Raw genomic sequence first — 15,959 nt, 5'->3', positions numbered from 1 at the left:
TCTGAGGAAGGGTCCGCTTCGACCACGCTTGACGCAGGCGCAGCCTCTCCGGGTCGATCAGCACACTGACGGGCCTCCGAAGAAGTCGGCATCGTCCTCTTCCCAAGACTTGTCGTAGTCGGGATGATCGGCGTAGGGCCACGTCAATGTCCGCAACGTCATGCACGGATAAGCGATCGGGATCGGTCGGCCATCTTCAACCACCATGCAGATGCGGCACGTCCCATCATCCGTGGCGCGGTGCAGGCGCACGATCGCATACCGTGCCGCAGCGTCAAGTTCTGCGCGGTCCGGATTGAATCTAGCCGCGAACTCTGCCGTCTCTCGGTGCACCATCGGCACCCAGTGAATGGAGCCAGGGGTACCGTCCCAGTCGGGCTCGGCCTGAACGTGGATTCCGGCCCTCCGCCCAGACCCTTGCCCTGACCGATCGCTGGTCGTCGCTCGAATCTGTTCAACAAGCGGCAAGTGACGCGCGAATCTGAGCATGCTGTCGGCGGCCTGGTGATCCTCGTCGGTGCGTGCCTCAAGGAACGGTGCCGGGTCGGTTGTCCATCTGACCCGCGTGCTTCGCGAGGCGCTGACTTCTGGTTGTTGAAACGAACTCATTCGAACCTCCGCGCACGTTACCGGTCGAGCCCCAAGGGCGACGTTCGCACTTCAACGAGACTCAATCAATGGGATCGCAGGAACCGGCCCCGTTTCTGCTTTCCTGTTGCCTTTCCCGGTCACTTGCGATGCGCACCTGCATGCATCGGTGACGGCCCGGCGCAAAGGCCGCAATATCACTTCCTATGCCGCGCAGAACCGACGACCGCATCCTCATCGCGCCGCCGCGCGACGCCCGTCGCTTCGATCTCTGGCGAGACGCAACGTCCTGGAAGGTCGTGGGTGGCCAACTGCGGCCCGACAAGCGCGGAGATGCGATCGGTCCAGCCATTCGCAGCGCAATCACCAACGCTGTTGTTAGCACGGTCGGGAATCTGCGCATCGAGGTCGCCAACTTCGCACTGGCCCTTGAATGCGGCTCGATCGTGGCCTACATGCTGGAGACCGCCGAATGCTCCGGTCTCCCTGCTGTCACATGGAACATCGAAGGCATCGTGCTTCACGCTTGCAATCCTCTGGACGCTCAACTTCTCCGTCTGATCATCGTGCTGAGCGGTCCCAATGAGTGGCACTGATCGGTGCGAGGCGAGCCAGGGGGGCCGTACCCTCACGTCACAGGTTCGCGGGCCCAACTTGATAACTGGTGGTGTCGTTGGCCCGGCAATAGCCCTGCAATAGCCCTGCAATAGCCCTGCAATAGCCCTGCAATAGCCCTGCAATGGCCCTGGGTGGGCACCCATGCCGCAGGAGTCGTCTACTGGGAAGACAGCCGGCCCTCGGCCGAGGCTCTCGGACGTAAGCAGCCCTGACGGCAGGCCAGATTCCCCAGACTCGCAGCCCGTAGCGGTTCCGTGCCAGTCCTGCACCGGTCACCGTGGCGTTGCAATCTCCGCCGTCAACCAGCCCGAGCCAGTCGGAAGCCGGTCGGAGCTCCGGCCCGCCTTCGGGGTCGTCACCGCTCCTTCGTAAGCCTCTTCTAGGTCCTTCGGCAGTCCTAGAGAGCGCCGGCGCATTGCTCAAGGACCTTCTGTGTGCGATCCCCCGCATTTCTTTCTCGGATTCTAGGATTCTCGGTTTTCGTTTCTCGGATTTCCGAATTGGCACCCGGCTCGATCGAACGAGAAGTTGCGCCGGCCCTGCAGACCCCCGGCTCGGTGTTCACGGGAAGATCCGCGCCGTTCTGTCTCAGCAGAAATCTGGGCTATTCAACCGTCCACGTCGGCAAAACGTCCTCCGCGCATCATTTCCGAATCACCCGTCAAATTCCGGCGCGTCTAATGATGAAATTCCGATTCGGAACCGCAATGATCTGCCTCATGGTCGAACCACGAATTGCGAAGAGGTCAGCAGGTCGTGACAGCAAGGGCGATCGCCTAGGCATTTCTGCGCGCACCTCCGAACCTCTCAAGAACGCTGTCATCGAAGAGGCGTCTCGTGCCGGCATGGGCCAGTCCGAGTTTGTGAACCGTCTGCTCCAGTTCGCTCTGGGTGTTCCGCAGTTGCCGACGCCGAACCGGAACGGACAGCTCCCCGTTCCGTCGGTCGACGATGTGCCCAGCGCGGCTGCCGCGGCAGCAGACTCCCTCGTCGCAGACCTGCTCGACGATGACGGCGAAGTTCTCGCCGTGCTCGACGAGTTCGACCGGGCTGCTGCACGTGCAGGGATGCCGCCACGGCATTTCGCCGTGTCCCTGGGGCATTCGGCCAACGTATTGGCCGCCTACAGGTCGCGTTCTGCAGCCATGTCGGCCGCCGACCTGCTTCGGGCCATGCGGATCGCGGACGGGATCGAGCAGGCACACAAGGCTGGCTGGTCCCCACCGCCGAGCGCCAGTTCCAACGTCGTCCATTGCCTGCACCACAACCGTCCGCGGCAGGCACTGGCTGAGGTCCTTCGGTGCAGCAACGATCTGCGATCCGCGCTCGGGGGCGGGTCTCCAGCTGTGTCTGCTTGGGATGCGGCACCCTACATGTCGTTCAACCCCCGCTGGTCAGCGTTGCTGGCAGCGGTTGTTGCTCATGGGTTCGAATCCCGCAGCCTCAAGTCACCCCGGTGGACTCGTCGGCCGTATCTCTTTCTCAGCGATCCGTGGCGTCCGTTCTCCAACGACCTGCCGCTCGACAAGGTCCGTGAACGCACGCCGCGAACTCTGGCAGACCGCGGAATTCTCCTTACCGAGGACGAGTTGCGCCAGAGCCGTTAGACCCGGGAGCTCCGGTGACGCTGTTCGTCTGAACACCCTGACGACACGTCCAGCGCCGGACGCAAGCTCAATCCTTGGGTTCGGCTCGCGCCGACGGCGGCCGTCTGCCGCGCATGCTCGGCGTGGTCTCCACAAGGTGGTCGACAGGGCGGGCACCGGCAGACTCTCAGTCGAGTTGGGACGTGGTCGTCTACCTGCCTGATCCTGAACAGTGTGGGTCATGAGGCAGGTCACGCTCGTCAAGGTTCGACACTGCGCGCCTCAACATCGTCCGCGGATCCGATTCTGCGTGGAACCCGGCCACGGACACGAGGTCTTCGCGGCCGCAGGTTCCGCACTGCCGCATTGCATAGACGATCCACGACCGACCGTCCCATGCGCGCACGATCTCGGCTGTGATGATCCAGTCAGGTACCGGTTCGTCGGCACAGAGCGCGGTTCGGACACAGACGCGGCCCAACCATTCGATGGGGCGTGTCGAAGCGGCGGGTGTGACGGCGTACCAGCCGTCGGCGGCGAGCTCAGCGAGAACCTGTTCTGTCATGCGCTGGTCGCATCTCGCGTTGTGACGAAGGTGCGGCGGGCGCCAGACACGCTCACCACCTCAGGCGGCGTCATCGCCACCTGCTCGGCGGATTCTGACGACCGGGGTCGATGGACTCGTCACCTCAGCGCCGCCCAGTTGGATCACCGTCAGCACCATGTCGCGTCCCAGGGCCAGGTCAACAACATCAACGACACACACGCGCAGTCCGTCTCGAAGGTGGGGGATGCCCACGTGCGCGGGCAAGGCGTCAGTCGGGTGCGGCTGGCGGACACGGAAGCCCATCCCGATCGACGGGTTCCAAACGAGGCGATAGACAGAGCCGGACGCGGTCGTCACCCAATGATCAATCATGTCCTGGCTGGTGAGCTGCAGGACCGGATCAGCCGCGTCATCGCGCTCAGCATCATCACTGTCTGTCACGCAAGCGGCCAACAGTTCAAGCTCGCTCGCCCGCCGCGATTCGGAGGTCTGATCTTCGAAGGTCCAATCGTCAGTCAACCCTTCCTCCTTCCTCAGGCGGCGACGCGCCCACGGCGGCTTCGTCATCGGTGACTCCACCGGCTTGATCCACGCTGACTGCGTCGTCCAGGATCTGGCGCGCGTACGCCGCGCCTGCGGCCCCTTCGAGTTCCTCAGCCAGTTCGACAAAGACCTCGGGAGGATCGACGCGTGCGGAGGCGTGCAGCAGCCTCAGCGCGCTCTCAGAGAACGAGGGCTCAGGCTCCCCGGTCCACATTTCGTGGAGGGCGCTCAGCAGCCCATTCTCGTAGCCGTTGGACCGCAGTTGAGTTCGCTGTGCGACCGTCGATGGCCAACCGAGGTCGGGCTCGGCTTGAAACTCGAGGATGTCGATTCGGCCCGTGTGCACGACGATCCACGAGAGCGAGTCCCATGTCAGCTCGTCCGAGCGGCGGGTAGCGCGGATGAGCGCACTCAGCTCCCTGACCTCGGCCTGTGACAGCGAAAGCGTCACAGCGGCACCGCCAGAGAAGTGAAGTGTTGCCGTTCCGCGGATCCACGTGCTCAGGGGCCGCGGACGATCGTGGTTTGATTCAATTCTTCCGCGCCAGTCTCGCCTTGCGACACTCATTGCAGGAGCCCATGGGCACGGGCCAGCCGTCGCCTGCAACAGTCGCCGCATTCGTGCATCGTCAGGTCACGGCGACCAGTCGTCCACCAGTAGGCAGCGCCTTTCAGGTCTGAGTTCGGCACGCCTTCGCGACGGGCGCGTTCAGCGATCACCTGCTCTTCGCGCCAGCCCGACCGTACGTGGACGCGTAAGTGCGGCGTTGGGGGCTGGATCCAGTGACCTCCGACCTGTCCCGTGCTCACGCTCGCAAGGTGGACATCGGCCAGGGTGCTGTCCGCGACAGCAACACGTGCTTGGGGCCGGGCAAAGTGGCTCGGCGCGCTCACGTCTCCAGGACCGTTGCTCGCCATAGTCCGGCAGCGAGATCGGTTGAGTTCCATAGCGCGACCATGCCGCGTCTCTCTCGATCCGATCCAGTTCCAGCCGCGATTCGTCGAATGCGGCGAGCAGCAGCGAGCCGTTGGCCCGGCAGCGCGTCGATTCGGCTCGCACCTGTGCAGTTGTTGCGCCCGTTGCTGTGGCGGTGGCCGGCCGCTCGGCGGTGCACCTGAAGACGCGGTGCGAGGAGTCCCCGCCACGGGACACGTTCGCCCCCTCCGCCCTTCGACGTTGCGTCGATCACCGAGCACTTCGAGCAGGCGGACTCCGATCCCGCAGACGCCGACCCACTTCGTGCTGACGCCGGTCCGCCTCCTCGCGGCATAGGAACTGCGACCAAACAACGGTCACGTCCGGCTGCGCATCAAGGAGCTCTCGTGCAAGACCCCACCCCCACGATTCTGTGCGGCGACGCCACAGCCGTGTTGTCAACGTTGGATGACAGTTCGGTCCACGCGGTCGTCACCGACCCGCCGTACGGACTCGATGCCGCCGGCAAGATGCTGGGTCAGATCTCAGCGGGTTACCACCTTTCCGAGACTCATTCACGGGGCTATGCGGATAACGACGCGGAGGCTTATCAGGAGTGGTGCGGAACCTGGGCACGTGAGTGTCTGCGCGTGCTGAAGCCGGGTGGTCACCTGATCGCCTTCGGCGGTACGCGCACCATCCACCGGCTTACCGTCGCCGTTGAGGACGCCGGCTTCGAGATCCGCGATGAACTCGTGTGGCTCTACGGCTCGGGCGTACCCAAGGGCCTCAACCTCACCGACGACGACGGCCGCAGGACCGGTTGGGGCACGACACTCAAGCCCGCGCACGAGCCGGCGGTACTGGCTCGCAAGCCACTCGCCGGTACGGTCGCCCAGGCACATGTCGAACATGGCACCGGCGCAATGAACTTGGGCGCATGCATGGTCGAGCAGAAGGACGGTACGCCGCGATGGCCGGCGAATGTAGTGATCGACGACGCGGTGGCCGATCTCCTTGCCGATGCCAGTCGCTTCTTCTTCGTCGCCAAACCTGGTAGCCGAGAGCGGCCGGTGGTCGATGGGGTCCGCCACCCCACGGTGAAGCCATTGAGCCTGATGCGGGAGCTCGTGCGTCTGGTGACCCCTCCGGGCGGGGTGGTCCTCGATCCGTTTGCAGGCTCGGGTACGACCCTTGAGGCATCGCTGATCGAAGGAATGCAGGCAGTCGGGATCGAACGAGACTCGACGTTTCTGCCCCTCATTCGCGCTCGCGTCGCCAGGGCTTTCGAGTCGATTCGGACTGATGCCGCCTAGCCGATAACCCCTCGAGGCGATCCGATCAACGCGTCGCCGCGTTGTACTCGTCAACGACGGACTTCGGGATGCGCCCGCGTGTCGCCACATCAATCCCCGCGTTCCTTGCCCATTCGCGAACGGCGGCCTGGTCCACGGCCTTCTGCGGCTTCTTGGGCGTCGGGCGCGTGGAACTTGATCGCGCCTTGCCGACCTTGGACGCCGCAGCGAGATACGGCTTGAGCGCCTTCTCGAAAGCAGCAAGATTCTTGGTGCCCAAGTCGATGGTGTAGTCGGTTCCGCGGAAGGAGAACGCGACCTCTTCAGCCCCTTGGGAGCCGTCAATATCGTCCGTGATCTCCACAATCGTGTGCTTGGCCATGGCCGAATCCTGCTACACAGTGTCGCAATCGGGTGCATTTCGTAAGAAAAGTCGCCGAATTGCGTCTCGGTCCGATCGAACAGGGCCGAGTGGCCCCCGCTTCGAACTAGACGAGCGGCACAGCACCGAACCACAGTCTGAGCCTCCGAGTCGTCACCAACCTGCAACGCTCGCCTGTGCGACCGCAGCTTTGTGTAAGCGTCGGGTCTGATCGCGCGTCAACTCCATGGCACCAGCGCCGAAGCCACCCAACAGGGCAGGCAGCGCACCGGTGCCGCTCGCGCACGCGGCCACCCCGTGCGCGAGCCCCAAACCCACAGGCTTCCCAACGGAAGTTCGACGCACGCACAGGAACTCATGCCGAACGCAGATGGAACGACGCCTCCAGATCACGCGCGAGCCGACGCTGAGCTACAAGGGATGTTGCTCATCGTGGCTGTGATGGCGGTAGCCGCAGTCCTCGTCGCGCTTCTTGCGTGACAGCTCACCTGTCGACGTGCGACCAGCCATCCCCTCAGGCGTCGAGCGGTGGCAACCGGCTGTCCCGCGGCCTGCCTCAGAAGCGGCACGCCCCGGGATCACGCCGGTCAAATCGCCGTCGGCGCCGCGAGACCACCACCCGGCAGACGGCTGGACACGACGTTGGTGCCTGTCGCGAGAACCTGGGGCGTGATCAGCGTGACAGCGAACACAACCCGCACATTGCTGGCGACTATCAGCGACGCGGCCGTAGGTGTGTCATAAGTGTGTTGACCCGAACCAGTCAGACCCGGCCTCTCTTCGGAGAAACCGGGCCTGACCTGCATCTTTTCGAGCCGCCTGTCGGAATCGAACCGACGACCTAATCATTACGAGTGATTCGCTCTACCGACTGAGCTAAGGCGGCGCCGCCACCAGTCGTGACCGGTGACCGCGGAAGCATACCGAGCAGGGTCAGTCGGGGGCGAATCCGGCCCGGGGTCGGTTCAGGCAGCAGCAGCCGGTACGGCGGCCGGCCGGGTGGCGTGGACGCCGGTGAGCATGGTCTGCGGGGCGTCGCACCAGCAGGTGAAGCTGACGACGATGCCGTGCTCGGTCGTCTCGATGCCGGTGACCTGGCTGGGGAAGATGAGCTCCCGGCGGTGGCAGGTGGTGCAGGTGTGGGCGAACATGGCGGACCTCCTTCGGGACGTTTCCTCCATGGTCCGCCGACCGCGATCAAAGGGGTAGCCTCGCTTTCCAGAGCGATCCCTAGGGATCACCTATGGATGGGAGGACGCGCCATGCTGTCGCTGCACCAGCTGACCTGCTTCCTCGCGACCTACGAGCACCGGTCGCTGACCCGGGCTGCCGAGGAGCTGGGGTACGCGCAGCCGTCGGTGTCGGAGCAGGTGCGCGGGCTGGAGAAGTCGCTCGGGGTGCAGCTGTTCCGGAGGGTCGGGCGGGGCGTCGTGCCGACGACGGCGGCGGACACCTTCCGGCCGCACGCGGAGAAGGTGCTGGCGGCGGCCGACGACGCGCAGCGGGCGGTGGCGAGCATCCGGTCGCTGGAGACCGGGACGATCCGGTTCGGGATGTTCGGGACCTCGCGGCTCTACGTCAGCGCCGACCTGGTCGCTGACGTGCTGGAGCGCCATCCCGGGGTGCGGGTCGAGCTGATCGGCCAGAACTCCAACGACGTGCACGAGCAGCTGCACCGCGGCCGCCTGGAGGCGGCGATGATCGCGGTGTCCGCGGTGACCAACGAGGGCATGGAGATCCGGCCGATCGCGCGCGACGAGCTCGTCTACATCTCCGCCGACCCGGCGCGGCTGACCGCACCGGTGACCGCGAAGCGGCTGGCGGAGGCTCCGTTGGTGCTCTCGGAGACGACGTGGCGCGACGCCGACTCGGCACGCACCATCTTGCGGCGGATGGTGAACGAGGCCGGCTACAACCCGAGCACCCGGATCGAGGTGGAGGACGTCGAGACCGCTGTCGAGCTGGTCGGACGCGGGCTGGCGGACTCGGTGGTCAACAAGGGCGTCGCGCTCCAGCTGCTCCCCCGGCTCGCGCCGAACGCCGGCTGGGTGTCGTTGCGCCCGCGCCTGTACGACACGATGGCGATCGTGCACCGGGCGGGCGCGACGCTGTCGCCGGCCGCCCAGCTGATGATCGAGCTGGCCACCCAGCGGATCCAGGCGCTCATCGAGCCGTTGTGATCCTCAGCAGCTGAGCCCGTCCTTGGGCACGGTGCCGTCGATCAGGTAGGCGTGGACGGCGTCGTCGACGCAGCTGTTGCCCTTGTTGTACGCCGTGTGCCCGTCGCCGTCGCGGCTGACCAGGACACCGGACTGCAGCTGGTCGGCCATCGCCACCGCCTCGGCGTACGGCGTCGCGGGGTCGCGGGTCGTGCCGAGCACCACGATCGGGGCGGCCCCGGACCCGTCGATCTTCAGGTCCGGCTCGTCGGTGGAGGTGAACGGGATGCCGTTGCAGGCGGTCAGGCCCCAGGCGAAGACGTCGCCGAACGTGGGCGAGGCCTTCTCGAAGTCGGGGAAGTTCGCGGGCACCTCGTCGGTGGTGATCGACCACGGGTCGTCGAGGCAGTTGATCACCGAGATCGCCTCGAGGCTGTTGTCCTTGTAGGTGCCGTTCTCGCGGGAGCCGTAGAAGTCGGCGAGCTGCAGCAGGGTCGAGCCGTCGCCGCCGAGCGCCTCCTTGAGGCCGTCGTCGAGGTAGGGCCAGTTGTCCTGGCTGTAGAGCGGCAGGATCAGGCCGTAGAACGCGAGTCCGACGGTCAGGTCGCGGCCCTCGGCGTCGCTGGTCTTCAGCGGCGTCTTGTCGATCCCGTCGAGCAGGTCCTTGATGGTCTTCAGGCCGGCGTCGACGCTGTCGCCGAGGAAGCAGCCGCCGTCGTCGACGCAGTTCTGGATGTAGGAGCGCAGCGCGGTCTCGAAGCCCTTGGCCTGGCTGAGCGCACCGTCGCGCGGCGACAGGGACGGGTCGACGGCGCCGTCGAGGACCATCCGGCCGACCTTGTCGGGGAACAGCTCGGCGTAGGTCGCCCCGAGCCGGGTGCCGTAGGAGAAGCCGAAGTAGTCGAGCTGGTCCTCCCCGAGCGCCGCCCGCAGGACGTCCATGTCGCGGGCGGCCTCGACGGTGCTCACGTGGCCGCCGATCGCGCCCGAGCGGGCCTTGCAGCCGGACCAGAACTCCTCGGAGTTCTCCTTCGCGGTCTCGACCTCCTCGGGGGTGTCCGGGTCGGGGTCGGCGGCGACGTACGAGTCGAGGGCGTCGTCGCTCAGGCAGTCGACGGGAGCGGAGTCGCCCGTGCCGCGGGGGTCGAACCCGACGATGTCGTACGACGAGCGCAGCTTGTCGGCGAAGTAGAAGTCGGCGTCCTTCGCCGTGTCGGTGCCGGGGGCACCGGGGCCGCCCGGGTTGACGACGAGCGAGCCGATCCGGGTGCCGGTGGCACGGGTGCGCTCGACGGCGAGCTTGATCGACCCGTCGCCGGGCGACTGATAGTCGATCGGGACGTCGAGGGTGCCGCACTCGTCCTGGCCGCAGCGGGTCCAGGTGATCTTCTGGCCGTAGAAGTCCTCGAGCGAGCGGCCGTCGGGTCCCTCGGGCTCGGCAGCGTCGGAGCCCTTGGTGTCGCCCTTCGCGGCCGAGTCGTCGGAGTCGTCGCCCGTGAGCAGGACGATGCCGACACCGACCGCGCCGGCGAGAACCAGCGCCCACACGGTGACGACCGCGACGATCAGGCTCCGCTTGCTCACAACTCAGCTCCTCGGTCTCGGGTCAGGTCACCGCTGCGGCGCCTGCAGTGCCACCATCATCGACTCCAGCGCCAAGGCCACCGGCACGTTGAACTCGAGCATCTGCTCCCGGGCGGCGAAGATCCACCCGATCCGGCGCAGGTTGAGCTCGGGCGTGGAGGTGGCGACGATGCTCTCCACCTGGTCGCGGATCTCCTCGTTGACCAGTGCGCCCGGGGCGCCGCTGGCCAGGGCGATCGCGTCGCGGTAGACCGACATCAGGTCGGTCAGTCCGCGGTCGACCACGTCGAGGTGGCGCCGCTTGGCGCGGGTGCGCTGGCCCTTCTCGAGGGCGGCGAGCGCGGGTCCGTACTCCCGCGGGCGGCGGCCGCGCTCGACGACGCCGTAGGCCGCGTCGAGGTCGACCTTCTCCCGCGCGTCGAGCTCCGCGGTGATCGCGTCGGCCTCCTCCTTCGCCGTCGACGCCAGCCGGGTGGCGGCGTCCATGCAGCGCCCGAGGTTGGTCAGCCGGGCCGGCATCGACACGACCTCCTGGCGCCGGGTGCGCACCGCCTCGTCGAACGCGAGCGCCCGGGCCCGGCCGATGTGGCCCTGGCTGGCCCGGGCGGCGTACGACGCCAGCGGCTCCGCGACGCCCCGCGCGACCAGGAAGCCGGCGACCTCCTCGGCCGTCGGCGTCGAGAGCGTCACCAGCCGGCAGCGGGACCGGATGGTCGGCAGCACGTCCTCGACGGTGGGCGCGCAGAGCATCCAGATGGTGCGGCCGTTGGGCTCCTCGATCGCCTTGAGCAAGGCGTTGCAGGCCTGCTCGGTGAGCCGGTCGGCGTCCTCGACGATCAGGATCTGCCAGCGGTCGCCCATCGGGCTCAGCGAGGCGCGGCGGACCAGGTCGCGGACCTCGTCGACGCCGATGGAGAGCTTCTCGGTGCGCACGACGGACACGTCGGCGTGGGAGCCGGCGAGCACCGTGTGGCAGTCGTGGCAGCCGTCGGGGCAGTCGGGGCCGAGCCCGCCCTGCCGGCACTGCAGGGCGGCGGCGAACGCGACGGCGGCGTTGGACCGGCCCGACCCGGGCGGCCCCGTGAACAGCCAGGCGTGGGTCATGCCGTGCCCGGCGACGGCCTTCTCGAGGGCCGTGATGACGTGGCGCTGCCCCACCAGGGTGTCCCAGACGGTCACGACGCGTTCCTGGCGGCCTGGACCAGGAGCGGCTCGACACGCTCCCAGATCTGCACGGCGATCTCGTCGATCGGCGCGCGGGCGTCGAGGACGGCGTAGTGCCCGGGGTTGCGGGAGGCGAGGTCGAGGAAGGACTGCCGCACCCGCTGGTGGAACTCCAAGCCCTCCCCCTCGATCCGGTCGCGCCCCTCGAAGCGGGCCAGGCCCGCCGACGGCTCCAGGTCGAGGACGACGGTCAGGTGGGGGCGCAGGTCGCCGGTCGCCCAGCGCGAGACGTCCTCGAGCTCGTCGCGGTCCAGCGCCCGACCGGCGCCCTGGTAGGCGAGGGTCGAGTCGACGTACCGGTCGGTGATGACGACCTCGCCGCGCCCGAGCGCCGGGCGCACCAGGGTCTCGACGTGCTCGGACTTGTCGGCGAGGTAGAGCAGGAACTCGGTCTTGTGCGCCAGCTCGCCGGTCTCGGGCGAGAGCACGATCCGGCGCATCTCCTTGCCGACCGGGGTGTCCCCGGGCTCGTGGGTCAGGCGTACGGCGAACCCCGCCGCCACCAGCCGGTCGTGCAGCAACCGCGACTGGGTCGACTTGCCGCCGCCCTCGCCGCCCTCGAAGCAGACGAAGACGCCGGTGTCGGCGTACTGGCCGGGCCAGTCCTGGGTCGAGGTCGTCACGGGAGCAACCTAGACGACCGGCCCGACACGGTCCCGGTCAGGACTTCTTCGCCGCCTTCTTGGCCGTCGTCTTCTTGGCGGTGGCCTTCTTGGCGGCCGTCTTCTTGGCCGGCGTCTTCTTCGCCGCGGTCTTCTTCGCGCCCCGCTTGGCGGCCTTCTTGGCCGGGCCCTTCGCCCGGCGCTCGGCCAGCAGCTCGGCGGCCCGCTCGAGGGTGATCGCCTCGACCGAGTCGTCCTTGCGCAGGGTGGCGTTGTACTCGCCGTCGGTGACGTACTCGCCGAACCGGCCCGCCTTCACCACGACCGGCTGCCCGGAGACGGGGTCGTTGCCGAGCTCCTTGAGCGGCGGCGCCGCGGCAGCCCGGCCGCGCTGCTTGGGCTGGCTGTAGATCCTGAGCGCCTCGTCGAGGGTGATGCCGAAGATCTGGTCCTCGCTGGTGAGCGAGCGGGAGTCGGTGCCCTTCTTGAGGTACGGGCCGTAGCGGCCGTTCTGGGCGGTGATCTCCTCGCCGTCCTCGCCGACGCCGACGACACGCGGCAGGGCCAGCAGCTTGACCGCGTCGTCGAGGGTGACGGTGTCGAGCGACATCGACTTGAACAGGGAGCCGGTGCGGGGCTTGGCGCTCTTGGGAGCGTCCTCGGGGAGGACCTCGGTGACGTACGGGCCGAAGCGGCCGTTCTTCGCCACGACCTGCAGGCCGGTCTCCGGGTGGACGCCGAGGTCGATCTCCTCGCCCGCCGGGTTGGCGAGCAGCTCCTTGGCCTTCTCCAGGGTCAGCTCGTCGGGCGGCAGGTCGTCCGGGACGTTCGCCCGCTTGCCCGCCGGGGTGCCGTCGTCGCCCGGGCCCTCGAGGTAGGGGCCGTACTTGCCGACGCGCAGGTCGATCCCCTCCTCCGGGTCACCCACGGGGAAGGTCGCCAGGGCCTTGGCGTCGATGTCGCCGAGGTCGTCGACGAGCCGCTTGAGGCCGGCGAGCTGCTCGGAGCCGTAGTAGAACTCGGTCAGCTCGGCGACCCGGCTCTTGTCGCCGCGGGCGATGTCGTCGAGCACGTCCTCCATGCCGGCGGTGAACTGGTAGTCGATGAGCCGGGTGAAGTGCTCGGTCAGCAGCCGCACCACGGAGAACGCGATCCACGCCGGCACCAGTGCGGTGCCCTTCTTGTAGACGTAGCCGCGGTTGAGGATGGTGCCGATGATCGAGGCGTACGTCGAGGGCCGGCCGATCTGCCGGTCCTCGAGCTCCTTGATCAAGGTGGCCTCGGTGTAGCGGGCCGGCGGCTTGGTCTCGTGCCCGTTGGCGGACAGCGATGCGGCCGACACGGCGTCGCCCTCGGCCAGGTTGGGCAGCCGGGTCTCCTGGTCGTCCTTCGCGGCGTTGTCGTCGGTGCCCTCGACGTAGGCCTTGAGGAAGCCGTGGAAGGTGATCACGCGACCGGACGCGGAGAAGACGACGTCCTCACCGCTCGACGCGGCGCCGCCGAGGCGGATCGTCACCGACTGCCCGACGGCGTCCTTCATCTGCGAGGCGACGGTGCGCATCCAGATCAGCTCGTAGAGCCGGAACTGGTCGCCGGTCAGGCCGGTCTGCGCCGGGGTGCGGAACGAGTCGCCCGCGGGACGGATCGCCTCGTGCGCCTCCTGGGCGTTCTTGACCTTGCTGGCGTAGGTGCGGGGCGCGTCGGGGAGGTACTCGGCGCCGTACAGCTCCTGCACCTGGGTCCGGGCGGCACCGATCGCGCTGCCCGACAGCGTGGTGCTGTCGGTACGCATGTAGGTGATGTAGCCGTTCTCGTAGAGCCGCTGGGCCACGCTCATCGTGACCGAGGCGCTCATGCCGAGCTTGCGGCTGGCCTCCTGCTGGAGGGTGGTGGTGCGGAACGGCGGGTACGGCGAGCGACGGTACGGCTTGGCCTCGACCGAGCGGACGTCGTACGCCGTGTCGGCGAGCGCCGCGACGAGGGCCTCGGCCCGGCGCTGGTCGAGGTGGACGACGTCGGCCTTCGCCTTGAGCTGGCCGTCGGGGCCGAAGTTGGCACCGGACGCGACGCGGGTGCCGTCGATGGTGTGCAGCTTGGCGGGGAACATCCGCTGGTCGTGCTTGCTGCCTGCGTCGAAGGTGCCCTCGAGGTCCCAGTAGGAGGCGACCTTGAAGGCCATCCGCTCCTTCTCGCGGTCGACCACGAGCCGGGTCGCGACCGACTGCACGCGGCCCGCGGACAGGCCGGACATGACCTTGCGCCACAGCACCGGCGAGACCTCGTAGCCGTAGAGGCGGTCGAGGAGCCGGCGGGTCTCCTGGGCCTCGACGAGGTCCATGTCGAGCTCGCGCGGGTTGGCGGCGGCCTCCTGGATGGCGGCCTTGGTGATCTCGTGGAAGACCATCCGCTTGACCGGGATGTTCTTCGGCTTCAGCTCGTCGAGGAGGTGCCAGGCGATCGCCTCTCCCTCGCGGTCCTCATCGGTGGCGAGGAAGAGCTCGTCGGCGTCCTTGAGCAGGCTCTTGAGCTTGGAGATGTGGGACTTCTTGTCGCGGGGCACGACGTAGTAGGGCTCGAACCCGTTGTCGACGTCGATCGCGAGCCGCCCCCAGGGCTTGTCCTTGATCTTCGCCGGGGTGTCGGCCGCGTTGTTGGGGAGGTCACGGATGTGGCCGATGGAGGACTCGACGACGTAGCCGTCGCCGAGGTACCCGCCGATGGTGCGGGCCTTGGCCGGCGACTCGACGATCACCAACTTGTGGGACACAGGGACCTTCTCTACTACTCGTGCGCTGCCTGATTCGGCGGTTCACGGTAGCGCGTGCTGTCCAGTGAGCGTTCTTCCGCCGTCCACGGTGGTCGTCCGCCACCGAGACTCAGCCGACGTCGATCTGGTCGATGACGGCCTCGTTGGCACTGATCAGGTCGTCGTGGCCGAGGGCGGCCATGCCGATGTAGACGCCGTACGACGCCGGGTCGCCGGTGTCCACGATGATGACGTCGGTCAGGTCGCCGTCGACGGTGACGTCGGGACTGTCGACGTGGACCTCCGCGGAGATCCGGTACGCCGGCTTGCCGTCGACGGTCGTCTCCTCGTTGACCGTGTCGGTGCGGCCGGTGAAGCCGCTGTAGACGTTCTCGCTGCTGGTCAGGCACTGCATGACCACCTCGGCGGCGCTCGCCAGGTCGTCGAAGCCGTTGGCCCGGGGCAGGGCGCCGACGCCGGTGAGGCTGATCCAGTTCTCCTCGACCTCGGTGTACTGCAGCACGAACGCGTTCGCGAACCCGAAGGACACCTGGTCGCCGGTCGCGAGCTCGTACGCCGGGTTGCGCGGGATCGAGAGCCCGCCGCCGGTCAGGTCCGCGGCGGCCGGGTCGGGGTCGGTCGACGGTGCCGGTGAGCCGCCGGTGCACTGGATGCCGGTCGGCTTGACGGTGCTGGAGGAGCCCTCGCTCGGACCGGACTCGTCGGACTCCTGGTCCTGCGAGCTGTTGTCGTCCGCCTTGCGGTCGCCGTCGTCGTCACCGGTGAGCGCACGGATCCCGAAGAAGCCACCGACGCCGAGCAGCACGAGCGCGACCACGGCGGCGATCACGATGACGACCGTCTTGTTGCCGCCACCGCTGCCACCCGGCGCGGGGGTGGGGCTCCACTGCTGGGGGTAGCCGCCGCCGTACGCCGGAGGGGCGGGAGGCGTCGGCCCAGCGGGCTGGCCGGGCGGGGGCGGCGGGGTCGGCACGGCGCCGTACTGCGTGGGGGCGGCCGGCGGCGGCGTCGCGGGGGTGTCGGCCGGACGGGCACCGCCGGAGGGCTGGGTGGTGGTCATCTGGCTCCACGCCTGACCGTCCCAGTAGCGGTAGGTGTCGGGCGCGCCCGCGGGGTCGGGGTACCAGCCTGCGTTCGTCACGGGGACC

The 15,959-nt window shown here is 67.9% G+C and carries 14 protein-coding genes and 1 tRNA gene; 4 read left to right on the top strand and 11 right to left on the bottom strand.

Annotation, left to right across the window (positions count from 1 at the left end):
- Window positions 1-57: 57 nt before the first annotated feature.
- Entirely contained in the window at window positions 58-609 is a 552-nt protein-coding gene (locus BJ958_RS21205) for a DUF6221 family protein (RefSeq protein ID WP_179728829.1), read from the bottom strand.
- Window positions 610-794: 185 nt separating this feature from the next.
- On the opposite strand from BJ958_RS21205, the gene BJ958_RS21200 reads away from it, so the two are divergent.
- Together BJ958_RS21200 and BJ958_RS21195 are read left to right on the top strand one after the other, a co-directional pair.
- A complete protein-coding gene (locus BJ958_RS21200) occupies window positions 795-1,184 on the top strand; it encodes a hypothetical protein (RefSeq protein WP_179728828.1) in 390 nt (129 codons plus the stop codon).
- A 456-nt stretch (window positions 1,185-1,640) separates the two neighbouring features.
- On the top strand, window positions 1,641-2,813 hold the full coding sequence (locus BJ958_RS21195) for a hypothetical protein (RefSeq protein ID WP_179728827.1): 1,173 nt from the start codon (window positions 1,641-1,643) through the stop codon (window positions 2,811-2,813).
- A gap of 604 nt (window positions 2,814-3,417) precedes the next feature.
- Here the strand turns inward: BJ958_RS21195 and BJ958_RS21190 are convergent.
- On the bottom strand, window positions 3,418-3,906 hold the full coding sequence (locus BJ958_RS21190) for a hypothetical protein (RefSeq protein WP_179728826.1): 489 nt from the start codon (window positions 3,904-3,906) through the stop codon (window positions 3,418-3,420).
- A complete protein-coding gene (locus BJ958_RS21185; protein ID WP_179728825.1) occupies window positions 3,851-4,333 on the bottom strand; it encodes a hypothetical protein in 483 nt (160 codons plus the stop codon). The genes BJ958_RS21190 and BJ958_RS21185 overlap by 56 nt, the downstream gene beginning before the upstream one ends.
- 872 nt (window positions 4,334-5,205) lie before the next feature.
- On the opposite strand from BJ958_RS21185, the gene BJ958_RS21180 reads away from it, so the two are divergent.
- Window positions 5,206-6,114, top strand: a complete 909-nt coding sequence (locus tag BJ958_RS21180) for a DNA methyltransferase (RefSeq protein ID WP_218865920.1) — start codon at window positions 5,206-5,208, stop codon at window positions 6,112-6,114.
- Between the two features lie 25 nt (window positions 6,115-6,139).
- Here the strand turns inward: BJ958_RS21180 and BJ958_RS21175 are convergent, their stop codons facing one another.
- The 3 genes from BJ958_RS21175 to BJ958_RS21165 all read right to left on the bottom strand — a co-directional run bounded on the left by BJ958_RS21175 (window position 6,140) and on the right by BJ958_RS21165 (window position 7,626).
- Complete coding sequence (locus tag BJ958_RS21175) at window positions 6,140-6,475, bottom strand: histone-like nucleoid-structuring protein Lsr2 (protein ID WP_179728824.1); 336 nt, start codon at window positions 6,473-6,475, stop codon at window positions 6,140-6,142.
- Between the two features lie 813 nt (window positions 6,476-7,288).
- Window positions 7,289-7,361: transfer RNA gene (locus tag BJ958_RS21170), tRNA-Thr, on the bottom strand.
- Window positions 7,362-7,440: 79 nt separating this feature from the next.
- Window positions 7,441-7,626, bottom strand: coding sequence for a hypothetical protein (locus BJ958_RS21165; protein WP_179728823.1), 186 nt, complete (start codon window positions 7,624-7,626; stop codon window positions 7,441-7,443).
- Between the two features lie 111 nt (window positions 7,627-7,737).
- On the opposite strand from BJ958_RS21165, the gene BJ958_RS21160 reads away from it, so the two are divergent.
- Window positions 7,738-8,655, top strand: coding sequence for a LysR family transcriptional regulator (locus BJ958_RS21160; RefSeq protein WP_179728822.1), 918 nt, complete (start codon window positions 7,738-7,740; stop codon window positions 8,653-8,655).
- Between the two features lie 3 nt (window positions 8,656-8,658).
- Here the strand turns inward: BJ958_RS21160 and BJ958_RS21155 are convergent, their stop codons facing one another.
- The 5 genes from BJ958_RS21155 to BJ958_RS21135 all read right to left on the bottom strand — a co-directional run bounded on the left by BJ958_RS21155 (window position 8,659) and on the right by BJ958_RS21135 (window position 15,952).
- Window positions 8,659-10,218: an alpha/beta fold hydrolase gene (locus tag BJ958_RS21155; protein ID WP_179728821.1), complete on the bottom strand. Its 1,560-nt coding sequence runs from the start codon at window positions 10,216-10,218 to the stop codon at window positions 8,659-8,661.
- A gap of 27 nt (window positions 10,219-10,245) precedes the next feature.
- Window positions 10,246-11,397: a DNA polymerase III subunit delta' gene (locus BJ958_RS21150; RefSeq protein ID WP_179728820.1), complete on the bottom strand. Its 1,152-nt coding sequence runs from the start codon at window positions 11,395-11,397 to the stop codon at window positions 10,246-10,248.
- A complete protein-coding gene (gene tmk, locus BJ958_RS21145; protein ID WP_179728819.1) occupies window positions 11,394-12,065 on the bottom strand; it encodes a dTMP kinase in 672 nt (223 codons plus the stop codon). Before tmk ends, BJ958_RS21150 begins: the two co-directional genes overlap by 4 nt.
- Window positions 12,066-12,102: 37 nt before the next feature.
- Window positions 12,103-14,811, bottom strand: a complete 2,709-nt coding sequence (gene topA, locus BJ958_RS21140; protein WP_179728818.1) for a type I DNA topoisomerase — start codon at window positions 14,809-14,811, stop codon at window positions 12,103-12,105.
- Window positions 14,812-14,920: 109 nt separating this feature from the next.
- Window positions 14,921-15,952 carry a DUF2510 domain-containing protein gene (locus tag BJ958_RS21135; protein WP_179724397.1) on the bottom strand — a complete coding sequence of 344 codons (1,032 nt, stop codon included), beginning with the start codon at window positions 15,950-15,952 and terminating at the stop codon, window positions 14,921-14,923.
- Window positions 15,953-15,959 lie beyond the last annotated feature (7 nt).

The organism is Nocardioides kongjuensis, from assembly GCF_013409625.1.
GTDB lineage: Bacteria > Actinomycetota > Actinomycetes > Propionibacteriales > Nocardioidaceae > Nocardioides > Nocardioides kongjuensis.
This window is presented reverse-complemented; position numbering and strand designations above follow the sequence as displayed.